Annotated in this window: 14 protein-coding genes; 9 read left to right on the top strand and 5 right to left on the bottom strand. The window is 69.9% G+C overall.

The genetic code is table 11. The features are described from left to right. Window positions 1–185 precede the first annotated feature (185 nt). The 4 genes from ACIO3O_RS02985 (at window position 186) to ACIO3O_RS02970 (ending at window position 2,732) form a co-directional block, all read left to right on the top strand. A complete protein-coding gene (locus ACIO3O_RS02985; RefSeq protein WP_401741149.1) occupies window positions 186–761 on the top strand; it encodes a TerD family protein in 576 nt (191 codons plus the stop codon). 122 nt (window positions 762–883) lie between these two features. Further along, window positions 884–1,108 (top strand): twin-arginine translocase TatA/TatE family subunit, encoded by a 225-nt coding sequence (gene tatA, locus ACIO3O_RS02980; RefSeq protein WP_401741147.1) that lies wholly within the window; start codon window positions 884–886, stop codon window positions 1,106–1,108. A 141-nt stretch (window positions 1,109–1,249) separates the two neighbouring features. Beyond that, window positions 1,250–2,494 carry a cytochrome P450 gene (locus ACIO3O_RS02975; protein WP_401741146.1) on the top strand — a complete coding sequence of 415 codons (1,245 nt, stop codon included), beginning with the start codon at window positions 1,250–1,252 and terminating at the stop codon, window positions 2,492–2,494. Between the two features lie 4 nt (window positions 2,495–2,498). Next, window positions 2,499–2,732: a ferredoxin gene (locus ACIO3O_RS02970; RefSeq protein WP_401741145.1), complete on the top strand. Its 234-nt coding sequence runs from the start codon at window positions 2,499–2,501 to the stop codon at window positions 2,730–2,732. Here ACIO3O_RS02970 and ACIO3O_RS02965 read toward each other — a convergent pair. Both ACIO3O_RS02965 and ACIO3O_RS02960 read right to left on the bottom strand, forming a co-directional pair. Further along, a complete protein-coding gene (locus ACIO3O_RS02965) occupies window positions 2,724–3,140 on the bottom strand; it encodes a hypothetical protein (protein WP_401741142.1) in 417 nt (138 codons plus the stop codon). The genes ACIO3O_RS02970 and ACIO3O_RS02965 overlap by 9 nt on opposite strands. A gap of 36 nt (window positions 3,141–3,176) precedes the next feature. Beyond that, complete coding sequence (locus ACIO3O_RS02960) at window positions 3,177–4,451, bottom strand: MFS transporter (RefSeq protein ID WP_401741140.1); 1,275 nt, start codon at window positions 4,449–4,451, stop codon at window positions 3,177–3,179. A 122-nt stretch (window positions 4,452–4,573) separates the two neighbouring features. On the opposite strand from ACIO3O_RS02960, the gene ACIO3O_RS02955 reads away from it, so the two are divergent. Both ACIO3O_RS02955 and ACIO3O_RS02950 read left to right on the top strand, forming a co-directional pair. After that, window positions 4,574–5,494: a LysR family transcriptional regulator gene (locus ACIO3O_RS02955; RefSeq protein ID WP_401741138.1), complete on the top strand. Its 921-nt coding sequence runs from the start codon at window positions 4,574–4,576 to the stop codon at window positions 5,492–5,494. 44 nt (window positions 5,495–5,538) lie between these two features. Then, a complete protein-coding gene (locus ACIO3O_RS02950) occupies window positions 5,539–6,312 on the top strand; it encodes a 2-phosphosulfolactate phosphatase (protein WP_401741136.1) in 774 nt (257 codons plus the stop codon). Window positions 6,313–6,315: 3 nt separating this feature from the next. Here the strand turns inward: ACIO3O_RS02950 and ACIO3O_RS02945 are convergent, their stop codons facing one another. Then, a complete protein-coding gene (locus tag ACIO3O_RS02945; RefSeq protein ID WP_401741135.1) occupies window positions 6,316–6,933 on the bottom strand; it encodes a DinB family protein in 618 nt (205 codons plus the stop codon). 51 nt (window positions 6,934–6,984) lie between these two features. Next, window positions 6,985–9,375: an ATP-binding cassette domain-containing protein gene (locus tag ACIO3O_RS02940; RefSeq protein WP_401741132.1), complete on the bottom strand. Its 2,391-nt coding sequence runs from the start codon at window positions 9,373–9,375 to the stop codon at window positions 6,985–6,987. Between ACIO3O_RS02940 and ACIO3O_RS02935 the strand changes: the two genes are divergently transcribed. Beyond that, the gene (locus ACIO3O_RS02935; protein ID WP_401741129.1) at window positions 9,350–9,544 is read left to right on the top strand and encodes a hypothetical protein; all 195 of its coding nucleotides are present in this window, start codon (window positions 9,350–9,352) and stop codon (window positions 9,542–9,544) included. The two genes, ACIO3O_RS02940 and ACIO3O_RS02935, sit on opposite strands and share 26 nt — an antisense overlap. A gap of 23 nt (window positions 9,545–9,567) precedes the next feature. Here the strand turns inward: ACIO3O_RS02935 and ACIO3O_RS02930 are convergent, their stop codons facing one another. Continuing rightward, window positions 9,568–10,182: a YdeI family protein gene (locus tag ACIO3O_RS02930; RefSeq protein ID WP_401741126.1), complete on the bottom strand. Its 615-nt coding sequence runs from the start codon at window positions 10,180–10,182 to the stop codon at window positions 9,568–9,570. A gap of 81 nt (window positions 10,183–10,263) precedes the next feature. Between ACIO3O_RS02930 and ACIO3O_RS02925 the strand changes: the two genes are divergently transcribed. After that, complete coding sequence (locus ACIO3O_RS02925) at window positions 10,264–10,899, top strand: TetR/AcrR family transcriptional regulator (RefSeq protein ID WP_401741123.1); 636 nt, start codon at window positions 10,264–10,266, stop codon at window positions 10,897–10,899. After that, window positions 10,896–12,293, top strand: a complete 1,398-nt coding sequence (locus ACIO3O_RS02920; RefSeq protein ID WP_401741121.1) for a phenylacetate--CoA ligase family protein — start codon at window positions 10,896–10,898, stop codon at window positions 12,291–12,293. Before ACIO3O_RS02925 ends, ACIO3O_RS02920 begins: the two co-directional genes overlap by 4 nt. Window positions 12,294–12,660: the final 367 nt, after the last annotated feature.

Raw genomic sequence — 12,660 nt, 5'->3', positions numbered from 1 at the left:
CGGGTACGGCGCACCCGGGCACGGAACTTCTACAGTGTTGTAGATTCAGCTCCGGATTCGGAATTCTGCCCTGCACGCCACGCGGACCTGCGCGTCGCACAGTCCTGCGCGTCGCAACAACCTGCGCGTCGCACGGACACGCACGCCCCGCGGCACGGCGTCAGGCACTCGGGAAGGGAAACAACATGGGTGTGAGCCTCGCCAAGGGCGGCAACGTCTCGCTGAGCAAGGAGGCCCCGGGCCTGTCCGCCGTCGTGGTGGGCCTGGGCTGGGACGTACGGACGACCACGGGCACCGACTACGACCTCGACGCGAGCGCACTGCTGGTCGACGAGTCCGGGAAGGTCCTCTCCGACCAGCACTTCGTCTTCTTCAACAACCTCAAGAGCCCGGACGGTTCGGTCGAGCACACCGGCGACAACCTCACCGGTGAGGGCGAGGGCGACGACGAGTCGATCAAGGTCGACCTGGCCGCCGTGCCCGCCGGGGTGGCACGCATCGTCTTCCCCGTCTCCATCCACGACGCCGAGAGCCGCGGCCAGAGCTTCGGCCAGGTCCGGGGCGCCTTCATCCGCGTGGTGAACCAGGCGGGCGGTGCGGAGATCGCCCGCTACGACCTCAGCGAGGACGCCGCGACGGAGACCGCGATGGTCTTCGGCGAGCTGTACCGCAACGGTGCGGAGTGGAAGTTCCGCGCGGTCGGCCAGGGTTACGCGAGCGGACTGGCCGGAATCGCCTCGGACTTCGGCGTCAACGTCTGATCCTGGCCCGGCTTCACCCTCCCACCGGGGCCTTTACGCTCCCACCGGGGCGCGGCTTTCGTCCGCGCCCCGGCCCACCGGCCCAGCAGTCCCTCGGACAGCCCCACACGGAACGGACACCGATGTTCGGCATCAGCGAGCTCGCCATCCTCCTGATCGTCCTCGTCCTGGTCTTCGGCGCGAAGAAGCTGCCGGAGCTCGCCCGCAACGCGGGCAAGGCCGCCCGCATCCTCAAGAGCGAGGCGAAGGCGATGAAGAAGGACGACGCCACCTCCGCGACACCGCCGACCAAGCCCTCCGGCGCCTTCCGGGTTCGCCCCGGGGGCGGCTCGACCGACACCCCCTGACCTGCGACTCCCTGCCCAAGCACGCCCGAAGGAGCCAATTCGACACGGCCTTGCGCCACGAATCCCTTGTGATGACGCCACACTGATGCCATTCTGGTGCCACCAGTGAGGTCCGCATCTGTTGTCGCCCTGGAGGAATTCGTGCAGCACGAAACGTCGACCGCGCCCGCAGCCACCTGCCCCCTGTCCTCGCACCCCGCCGAGCCGGTGCCCCGCATACCCACCGGCCGCGACGCGGGCTGCCCCTTCGGCCCGACCGCCGAGATGACCGCCCTGCGCGAGCACGACCCGCTGGTGCGGCTGACCTTCCCCGACGGCCACGTCGGCTGGCTGGCCACGGGGTACGAGACGGTCCGGGCGATCTTCGCCGACTCCCGCTTCAGCGCCCGGTACGAGCTGTTGCACTACCCCTTCGCCGACATCGGCGAGCTGCCTCCCGCCCCGGCGGGCGACATGACCGGGATGGACGCCCCCGAGCACACCCGCTTCCGGAAGCTGCTCATGGGCAAGTTCACGGTCCGCCGGATGCGGGAACTGACGGCCCGCGTCGAGGAGATCACCGCCGAGCAGCTCGACACGATGGAGCAGGCGGGCGGCCCGGTGGACCTGGTCGCGGCCTTCGCCCAGCCGATCCCGGCCCTGATGATCTGCGAACTGCTCGGAGTCCCGTCCGCCGACCGCGAGTTCTTCCAGCGGTGCGCGCTGCAGCTGACCTCGATCGTCTCCGACCAGCAGACGCAGTACGAGGCGATGACCGCACTCGGGGACTACATGCACAAACTGGTCCTCGCCAAGCGGGCCGACCCCACCGACGACCTGCTCGGCGACCTGACCTCCACCGACCTCACCGACGAGGAACTCACCGGCGTCGGCAGCTTCCTGCTCGGCGCGGGGCTCGAAACGACCGCGAACATGCTGGCCCTGGGCACGTACGCACTGCTGCGCCACCCGGACCAGTTCTCCGCCCTGCGCGACGACCCGGCCCTGGCCCCGCAGGCGGTCGAGGAGCTGATGCGCTACCTGACCATCGCGCACACGGGCGCCAAGTCGGCCCTGGAGGACGTCGAGCTGAGCGGCAAGCTGATCAAGGCCGGGGAGACCGTCGTGCTGTCCATGGAGGCCGCCAACCGCGACCCCCTGCGCTTCCCCGACCCCGACACCCTCGACCTGCGCCGCAAGGCCACCGGCCACCTGGGCTTCGGCCACGGCATCCACCAGTGCCTGGGCCAGCAACTGGCCCGGGTGGAGATGCAGGTGGCCCTGCCCGCCCTGCTCACCCGGTTCCCGACCCTGCGGCTGGCGGCCCCCGAGGAGGAGATCCCGCTCCGTACGGACCAGAGCATCTTCGGCGTGCACAGCCTCCCCGTGACCTGGGACGAGGTGTAGTGCGATGCCGGTCCCCCCGAAGGACTCCACCGCCGGGGAGTGGAAGGTGCGTGCCTCCCGCGAGCGGTGCATCGGTTCCGGAATGTGCGCGCTGACCGCGCCCGGTGTGTTCGACCAGGACGCCGAGGACGGCTTCGTCCAGATCCTGCGCCCCCGGCTGCCGCGGACCGACCCCGACGCCGAGGCCGCACGCGAGGCCGTCGGCAACTGCCCCGCCGAGGCCCTCGGCCTACGCTGACGACCGCTCGCCCGGCCTGTGGCCGGGCGGCGTCGCCAATTCCGTCCGGGCCCGCCGCCAGATCACCGGCAGGTCCGACACCTCGGACACCCAACTGCGCGATCTCAGCGCACCCTTGTCCCGGTACGCCCGCATGATCTCGACGTGCGGCGGCCAGCCGACGAACCCGAGCAGCGCGGCCTCGTCCCGCCAGACAGCCACGGCCCCGCACCTGCGGGCACCGGGAAGCGCCCAGAGCCACATCCCGTACGCGCCGTCCAACTCCCTCCAACGCGAGCCCAGTCGACGCCCTTCGCGGTAGACCGGCAACAGATCCCGCCCCCGGTTGAGCGCGAAGTCCGTGACGCTCACCAGGACCGGACCGCCACCGCCGTCCTCCGGTCCTGGCATCCAGTCCGACCTCACCACTTTAGTAAGCATATGCATACGATCTGCTTCAGCTTATTATTTGTCAATGGGTACGTTGTCGGCCGCGAACCGGTCTCCCCGCCCGGCGACGCCCACCGTCACGAGCGCCCCGAGCGCCAGCGCACCGCCCAGCCACATCACTCCCGCCACCCCGACCCCGTCGGCGACCAGCCCTCCCGTCAACGCCCCCAGCGCGATCGCCCCGTTGAAGACCCCGACGAAGAGCGACGACACCCCTTCACGGGCGCGGGGCGCGGCCTGCAACAGCCAGGTCTGCGTGCTCACCGAGACACCCCCGTACGTCACTCCCCACACGGCCAGCAGCACTCCCGCCACCGCCAACGACCCCCCTGCGGCCGGAAGCACCAGCACCACGAGCAGCAGCGTCACCGCCAGCACCCCGCTGATCACCAGCAGCGTGGCGCGGACGGAACGGGCCGCCCCGGCACCGGAGAGGAAGTTCCCCACGACACCGGCGATCCCGTACACCAACAGCAGCGTGCCGATCGTGCCCGCCGACGCCCCGGAGACCTCTTCCAGCACGGGCCGGACGTAGGTGTACGCGGCGAAGTGCCCCGTGACCAGGAACGCGACCAGCACCAGCCCCGCCCGCACCCGCCCGTCGCCCAGCAGACGCAGCACCCCGCCCAGCGGGACCGCCCGCTCGGCGGGAAGGGGCGGCAGTAGCACCGCCAGCGCCCCGAGCGCGAGGAGGGCGAGCCCGGCGGCGGCCACGAACGCGGCACGCCATCCCGCCAGTTCGCCCACGTACGCCCCGGCCGGAATGCCCAGCACGGAGGCTATGGCGACCCCGCTGAAGACGAGGGAGGTAGCGGCGGGAACCGATCCGGCCGGTACGAGTCGTACGGCCAGCCCCGCGGCGATCGCCCAGACCCCGCCCATGCCCACACCGACCAGCACCCGGGCCGCGACCATCACCCCGAATCCGGGCGCCCAGGCGGCGGCGAGGTTGCCCGCCGCGAGCACGGCCAGCAGGGCGCAGAGCACCAGCCGCCGGTCCAGGCGCCCGAGGAGAGAGGTGAGCAAGGGCGAGGAGACCGCGGCGACCAGTCCGGTCACGGTGAGCGTGAAGCCCGCGAGCCCCTCCGAGACCCGCAGCGAGTCCCCCATCGGGGTCAGCAGGCCGACGGGCAGCATCTCGGACGTCACCACCGTGAAGGTGCCCACCGCAAGGGCCACGACTCCGGCCCACCCGCGTGCCGCACCCCGGCCGTCACCGACGGCCCCGTCCCTCCGCGCTGCCCGCTCCGCGCCGCGCGCCTCCATGTGTTCCGCATGTTCGCTCTTCATGCCCACCAGCCAACTCACCCCGGCCGGACGGAACAACGGCGGACTTCTCACCCTTCTATGAGCGGGGCTCATGGATCACCGGACGAGCGGGCCTCACGACATCGACCGAGGAGACGCCGACCGTGGCCGCACTGGAATCACGCGAGCTGGAAGCCTTCCTCACGCTTGCCGAAGAGCTCCACTTCGGCCGGACCGCCGAGCGGCTGTACGTCTCCCAGAGCCGGATCAGCCAACTGCTCCGCTCGCTGGAGAGCCGGATCGGCGCCCGCCTCGTGGACCGCACGAGCCGCCGCGTCGCTCTGACACCCCTGGGCGAGCAACTCCTCTCGACGGCCGGTCCCGCCTACGACGCCCTGCTCTCGGCGGTGAACGACGCCAGTTCGGCGGCACGGTGCGTGGGCACCCTGCGCGTCGGTTTCCAGGGCACCGCCAACGGCCGGTTCCTGCACGCCCTGACGTCCTTCCAGCACGACCACCCCCAGGCCGTCGCCGACCTCACCGAGATTCCCCTGTCCGATCCCTTCGGCGCGATCCTCCGCGGCGACGTGGACGTGGCGGCCGTGCTCCTGCCGGTCCAGGAGCCCGAACTCGTGGTGGGCCACGTCTTCTCCCGGCAGCCGAACGCACTCGCCGTCCCCGCCGGCCATCCCTTCGCACGGCGCGACTGCCTCGACGCGGAGGATCTCGCCGCCGTCACCCTCATCTCCGTGCACGACGGGGCGGCCCCCGCCTACTGGCGCCGCGCCCAGGCCCCGACCACCACCCCGAAGGGCCTCCCCGTCGCGTCCGGTCCCCGGGTCAACACGCTCCACGAGGCCCTGCCCCTGGTCCAGTCCGGCCGAGGTGCCTTCCTGCTGTGCCGTCCCACCGCGAACTTCTACGCCCACCAGGGCCTCACGTTCGTACCGGTGAAGGGCCTGCCGGATTCGGCCTTGGGCCTGGTGTGGCACCGGGAGCGCGCGACGGAGTCGATTCGATCCTTCGCCAGGGCGATGCGGGAACACCCGGTGGATCAGGGACCGGAACAGGGACCGAGGGACTGAAGGACCGAAGAACCAGACATGGTCGGATGACAGGATTGCCGGTCATGGAGGCATGGTTTCAGCAGACGGGACACGGCGTACGGTTCGACTGGGGTCCGGTGGGCGCCGAACGGCTGGTGGCCGGCGGGGTGCACTGCCTGGTCGTGGTGGACGTCCTGTCCTTCACCACCGCGGTGGGCGTCGCGGTGGAGGCGGGCACCCGGGTCTTCCCGTACCGCTGGCGCGACGAGACCGCCGCCCCCTACGCCGCCTCGCTGAAGGCGGACCTGGCCGTCGGACGGCGCATGGCCTCGCCGTCCTCCCCCTGGACGCTCTCCCCCGCCGCCCTGCGACGCGCCCCGTACACGCCGAGACTCGTCCTCCCCTCCCCCAACGGCTCGACCGTCGCCGCAGCGGCGGGCGACGCTCCCGTCGTCGCCGCCTGTCTGCGGAACGCGAGCGCCGTGGGCCGCTGGCTCATCTCCCAGGGGTACGGAGGACCCGACCGCCCCGTCGGAGTGGTCGCGGCGGGCGAACGCCGGCCGGACGGCAGTCTGCGCCCCGCTCTGGAAGACCTCCTGGGCGCCGGAGCCGTGCTCGCCGCCCTGCGAAAAGCCTCCGCCACGGACCGCCCGCCCGCCCTGTCGCCGGAGGCCTCGGCGGCCGCGGCGACGTACACCGCGACCGCCGACGTGCCCGCCGCTCTTGCCGCCTGCGCCTCCGGCCTGGAACTCGCCTCGGGCGGCTTCCCTGAGGACGTCGCGGTGGCGAGCGAACTGGACGCTTCGGCGGTGGTCCCGCTGCTGAGCGAGGGTTCCTTCACCGCCGCCGCGAACTGACCCCTATGCCCCCGGGGTCTCTCCCGCCGCCTGTGCCGCCTCCCGTGCCACTCCTTCCAGCTGCTCCACGTACTTCGTCCACGACATACTCTCGGCCGGGGGCAGGTTCTCGTTGCCCTCCCGGAGTCCTGCGGTTCCGTCGATCATTTCCCGGACGATGTCGGCATGACCGGCGTGCCGGTTCGTCTCCGCGAGCATGTGGATCAGAATGCGGTGCAGCGTGACCTCGTTCCGCTCCTTCGGCCAGTGCGGGACACGGCCGGTGGAGTCCCACTCCAGCGCCTCGATCGTGGCGTCGGCGTGAGCGCACGCCTTCCGGTAGAGGCCGACGACGAACTCCCGGGACTCGTCGGCGGTCGCCCACATGTCCACAGTCGGATCGTCGTCGAAGTCCTCCAGCCACGGCATCGCCTCAGCGGTGAACGGCCGCCCGAAGGTGTCGCCGAAGTACCCGACCTCGCAACCGGCCAGGTGCTTGAGCAGACCCAGCAGGTTGGTCCCGGTCGGGGTGAGGGGGCGCCGGACGTCGTACTCGGAGAGCCCTTCGACCTTCCACAGCAGAGCTTCCCGGGCGGACGTGAGGTAGTGGTGCAGGTGCTTCTTGAGATCGGTCTCAGTCATGGGTGACACCCTCCCATCCCCCACTGACATCCGGCAGCCGTAGGAACCCGGTCAGCCACCGACGTACGCGGCCAGATGCTCACCCGTCAGTGTGGACCGGGCTGCGACGAGCTCGGCGGGCGTGCCCTGGAAGACGATCCGGCCGCCGTCGTGGCCCGCCCCCGGACCGAGGTCGATGATCCAGTCGGCGTGGGCCATCACCGCTTGGTGGTGCTCGACGACGATGACCGACTTGCCCGATTCGACGAGCCGGTCGAGCAGGCCGAGCAACTGCTCGACGTCGGCCAGGTGCAGGCCCGCCGTCGGCTCGTCGAGGACGTAGACGCCGCCCTTCTCCGACATGTGGGTGGCCAACTTGAGCCGCTGCCGTTCGCCGCCGGACAGGGTGGTGAGCGGCTGGCCGAGGCTGACGTACCCGAGTCCGACGTCGGCGAGCCGGTTCAGGATGCGGTGCGCGGCCGGTGTGCTCGCCTCCCCGGAGCCGAAGAACTCCTCGGCCTGCGTCACCGACATCGCCAGCACCTCGCTGATGTCACGGCCCCCGAGCTTGTACTCCAGCACCGACGCCTGGAACCGCTTCCCCCCGCACTCCTCGCAGGGGGTGGAGACGCTCGCCATCATCCCCAGGTCGGTGTAGATGACGCCGATGCCGTTGCACTCGGGGCAGGCGCCCTCGGAGTTGGCGCTGAACAGCGCCGGCTTCACGCCGTTGACCTTCGCGAAGGCCTTGCGGATCGGGTCGAGCAGTCCGGTGTACGTCGCCGGGTTGCTCCGCCGCGAACCGCGGATCGGGCTCTGGTCGACGGACACCACCCCCTCCCCCGCCGGGATCGACCCGTGCACCAGAGAGCTCTTGCCGGACCCGGCCACCCCGGTGACGACGGTGAGCACGCCGAGCGGAATGTCCACGTCGACGTCACGCAGGTTGTGCGCCGACGCACCGCGGATCTCCAGCGTCCCGGTGGGCTTGCGCACCTCCGCCTTGAGCGAGGCCCGGTCGTCGAAGTGGCGGCCGGTGACGGTTCCGCCCTTCCGCAGCCCTTCGACGGTGCCCTCGAAGCAAACGGTGCCGCCCTCCGTGCCCGCGCCGGGACCGAGGTCGACAACGTGGTCGGCGATCACGATCGTCTCCGGCTTGTGCTCCACGACGAGCACGGTGTTGCCCTTGTCGCGCAGCCGCAGCAGCAGGTCGTTCATCCGCTCGATGTCGTGCGGGTGCAGGCCGATGGTGGGCTCGTCGAAGACATAGGTGACGTCGGTCAGCGAGGAGCCGAGGTGACGGATCATCTTGACGCGCTGGGCCTCGCCGCCCGAGAGAGTGCCTGCGGGGCGGTCGAGTGCGAGGTAGCCGAGCCCGATCTCCACGAACGAGTCCAGGGTGTGCTGCAAGGCGGCCAACAGCGGTGCGACGGAGGGTTCCTTGAGGCCGCGGACCCACTCGGCCAAGTCCCTGATCTCCATGGCGCAGGCGTCGGCGATGCTGATCCTCTTGATCTTCGAGGACCTGGCCAGCTCACTGAGCCGGGTGCCGTCGCACTCGGGACAGGTGGTGAAGGTGACCGCCCGGTCCACGAAGTCGCGGATGTGCGGTTGCATCGCTTCCCTGTCCTTCGACAGGAACGACTTCTGGATCTTGGGGATGAGCCCTTCGTAGGTGAGGTTCACTCCTTCGACCTTCACCTTGGTCGGCTCGTGGTACAGGAAGTCCTGCATCTCCTTCTTGGTGAACTTGCGGATCGGCTTGTTCGGGTCGAGGAGACCGGACTCGGCGTACACCCGCACGGTCCAGAAGCTGTCCGACTTCCAGCCGGGGATGGTGAACGCTCCCTCGGCCAGCGATTTCGTGTCGTCGTAGAGCTGGGTGAGGTCGATGTCCGAGACGGCGCCGCGCCCCTCGCACCGGGGGCACATGCCACCGGTGCGGTTGAAGGTCGCCTTCACCGTCTTCTTGGCGCCCTTCTCGACGGTGATCGCCCCGCTCGCCCGCACGGAGGCGACGTTGAAGGCGAAGGCGCTGGGCGAGCCGATGTGCGGCTTGCCGAGCCGGCTGAACAGGATGCGCAGCATCGCGTTGGCATCGGTGGCGGTGCCCACCGTGGAGCGGGGATCGGCTCCCATGCGCTGCTGGTCGACGATGATCGCGGTGGTCAGCCCGTCGAGTACGTCGACCTCGGGCCGGGCCTGCGTCGGCATGAACCCCTGTACGAACGCGCTGTACGTCTCGTTGATCAGCCGCTGCGACTCGGCGGCGATCGTGGCGAACACCAGTGAGCTCTTGCCCGACCCGGAAACCCCGGTGAACACCGTCAGCCGACGCTTGGGAAGCTCGACGCTGACGTCCTTGAGGTTGTTCTCACACGCCCCGTGCACACGGATCAGGTCATGGCTGTCGGCGACGTGCGGCACGGACGATCCCGTGTCCGCCTTCTTGGCCCTGCTCATCGTGGTGCCTCCCTGTGTGGTGCGGGCCGCCTCCACGGTCTTCGAGGACGTCGCCCAAGTCGATCCGTCTGGCTTCACGCACAACGGACGCTTCCCCATTCTGAAGGCGGAGCACGTCAACGGCCGCTTCTTTCCCCGATCGGCGGCGTCGGCGCCGACGACTCCCTGACGAGCAGGTCCGGCCTGCGGGAATCAACTGACTTCCGACGACCTCAACGCGCTGAGCACACGTTCCAGGCGCGCTTCCCGGGCCTTCGGCGTCAGAGCCTGGAGCAGCGGGAGGATCAGTTGGTAGCGGGCCGTCCTGTCGAGCGCGTCGAAAGCCTTCCTCGCGTCCGGGTCGGCATCGAGTGCTGCCGCCAGGTCGGGCGGTGCAGTGGCGGTCTTCTGGGATTCGTACGCCTTGGTCCAGCGTCCGTCCTGCTGCGCCTTGCGCACTTCGGCCATGCCCGGCTCGCGCATCCGTCCCTCTGCGAGCAGCACCGCCACCTTGTCGACGTTGACCTGCGACCACAGGCTCCGGGGGCGCCGCGGTACGTACCGCTGAAGATAGTGGTCCCCGTCGAGCGAGCGACGCTGCCCGGAGATCCAGCCGAAGCACAGCCCGATGTCGACGAGTTGGCCGTCGGTCACGGAAGGGATGCCGGACTTCTTCTTCGCGACCTTGACCCAAATTCCTTCTTGGCGTGCGTAATTGACGTCCAGCCAGCTCTCGAAGGCCCACCCGTCCGCAAAGGCGACGATCTCGACGCCGTCGATCAGGCCGAACCCACTGCCCCCACCGGACCCACCGCTCTCGTCACCCATGCGGATCAGACTAGCGCCGGCCTCCTCCACGAGAGCTGGATGAGCTGGATTAAATACGGTGCAGTACCGTATCGTTTTTGCATGACGATCGATCCTGAAGCCTCCCCTCCCCGTCCCCCCGGGCGCCCTCGCAGCCGTGAGGCGGACGAGGCGATCCTCGGCGCGGCGCTGGATCTGCTGATCGAGCGGGGCATGGGTGCCACCAGCATCGAGCAGATCGCACGCCGCGCCGGAGTCACGCGCGCGACCGTGTACCGCCGGTTCCCGAACCTCACCGACCTGCTGGTGCGCGCCATCGAGTGGGAGTACCAGAACACCCAACCCGAAGCACTGAGCTGGCCGGACGTCCCCGCCATGATCAGGGACTGGGCCGGCCAACTCAGCGTGCCCCGCTCCCGCCGTCTCATCCGCCGCCTGTACGGCACGGTGGACGACCTCCCCGAACTGCTGCGCGCCTACGACACAGCACACGGGAGCCACCGCGGCCGCGCTGTCCGCAGCACCCTGGAACAGGCCCGGACCACAGGCCAACTCCCGCCGCACACCGACCCGGAAACCCTCCAACTAATCCTCAGTGGTGCGGCACTTCAGCATCTGGCCGCGTACCCCGACACCACCGAGCCCAAGGACATCGAGGCCTACTTCCTCGCCGTCCTCCGGCAGGTCGGCTTCCCCGCCGCTTCCCCCTCCCCCTCCCGAAGGAGCACGCAACGATGACGCAGGACAACGCGCCGAGCAGCATGTCGTGGCTCGGCCCGGACATCCGACGGGCCCGCAAACAGGGTGCCGACGGACTCGCCCGCCGCCAGCAAGCCCGGCTGGCCGACGCCGTGGCCCGGGCCCGGACCAAGTCTCCGTACTACCGCGATCTCTATCGCGGCCTCCCCCGACGGGTGGACGACCCGACGCTACTTCCCGTCACCGACAAGCGGCGGTTAATGGAACGGTTCGACGACTGGGCGACCGACCGGGACGTCACGTACGACAAGGTCCGCAGCTTCGTCGACGACCCGGAACGCATCGGGGACAAGTTCCTGGGCCGGTACATGGTGGCCACCACATCCGGGACCAGCGGTCGACGCGGCCTGTTCGTCCTCGACGACCGGTACATGGACATAGGCGCCGCGCTCACCTCGCAGGCCCTGGCAACCTGGTTGGGCCCTTCGGGCATGCTGCGGGCCGCGGCCCGGGGCGGCCGGTTCGCCCAACTGGTCGCCGTCGGCGGGCACTACGTGGGTTTCGCGGGCAACCGCCGTGCCGCCCGCGAAGGGGGCTGGCGCAACAAGATCCTCCGCGCGTTCTCCGTGCACACTCCCCTGCCCGAACTGGTCGCCCAGCTCAACGCGTACCGGCCGGCCGTCATCATCGGCTACACCAGCACGGTCATGCTGCTCACCGCGGAGAGGGAAGCGGGACGCCTGACCATCGACCCGGTGCTGGTGCAACCCGCGGGCGAGACGATGACCACGGCGGACACCGACCGGATCGCCGCGGCCTTCGGCGGCCACACGGTCGTCCGCACGGTGTACGGCGCCACCGAGTGCACCTACCTCAGCCACAGCTGCGCGGAGGGCTGGTACCACGTCAACTCCGACTGGGCCGTCGTGGAACCGGTCGAGGCGGACTACCGGCCGACCCCGCCCGGCCAGTACTCCCACACCGTCCTCGTCACCAACGTGGCCAACCGTGTGCAGCCGTTCCTGCGGTACGACCTCGGGGACAGTGTTCTGCTGAACCCGGACCCCTGCCGTTGCGGCAGCCCGCTCCCCGCGATCCGGGTGCAGGGCCGCGCGGGCGACATCCTGACCTTTCCCGGCCTCTCCGGCGACGAGGTCCGGATCAGCCCGCTGGCGCTCAGCACATTGTTCGACCGTACGCCGGGAGTGGATCTGTTCCAGGTCGAGCAGACCGCCCCATCGACGCTTCGGGTTCGGCTGCGCCTGGCGGAGGGAGCGGCGCCGGACCTCGTGTGGCGTTCAGTGGAGTCGGAGTTGAAAGTGTTGTCCGCGGACAACAAGCTCGCCGAGTTCACCATCGAGCGGGCAGCAGAACCTCCCGAGCAGTCCTCAGGAGGAAAGTTCAGGACGGTCATCCCCTCGCCTGAGCACTGAACACCGCAGAACGCCCCACTAGGCTCTCCCGGAGAGACCAAAAACGCCCAGGAGCCCCTCTGGGGACCTCTGGCGGCCCCCGTGACCCCATCACACCACCCTCTCCGCGTTCGGGCCTCTCAGGCCCCTTTCTGCGGGTCACTTTTTGCCCGGTTCTGCAATTTTTGGGAGTTTCACGTACTTCGGCTGGCTGGGTAGGTGCGGCTCGGAGTGTTGTGGGGGGGGGACCCCAGAAACCGGTTTTTTGGGGGGCGCCACAACCGACAAAAACCAGGGGCCCCCCCCCCCCCCGCGGTGTTGCGCGGGGGCGCCCCCCCCCGGTGCCCGGTGGGGAGTCGCCTTGGGGGGGGGTGGGAGGGGCCCACGG

It is taken from the genome of Streptomyces sp. NPDC087440, from assembly GCF_044744005.1.
Taxonomy (GTDB): Bacteria; Actinomycetota; Actinomycetes; order Streptomycetales; family Streptomycetaceae; genus Streptomyces.
This window is presented reverse-complemented; position numbering and strand designations above follow the sequence as displayed.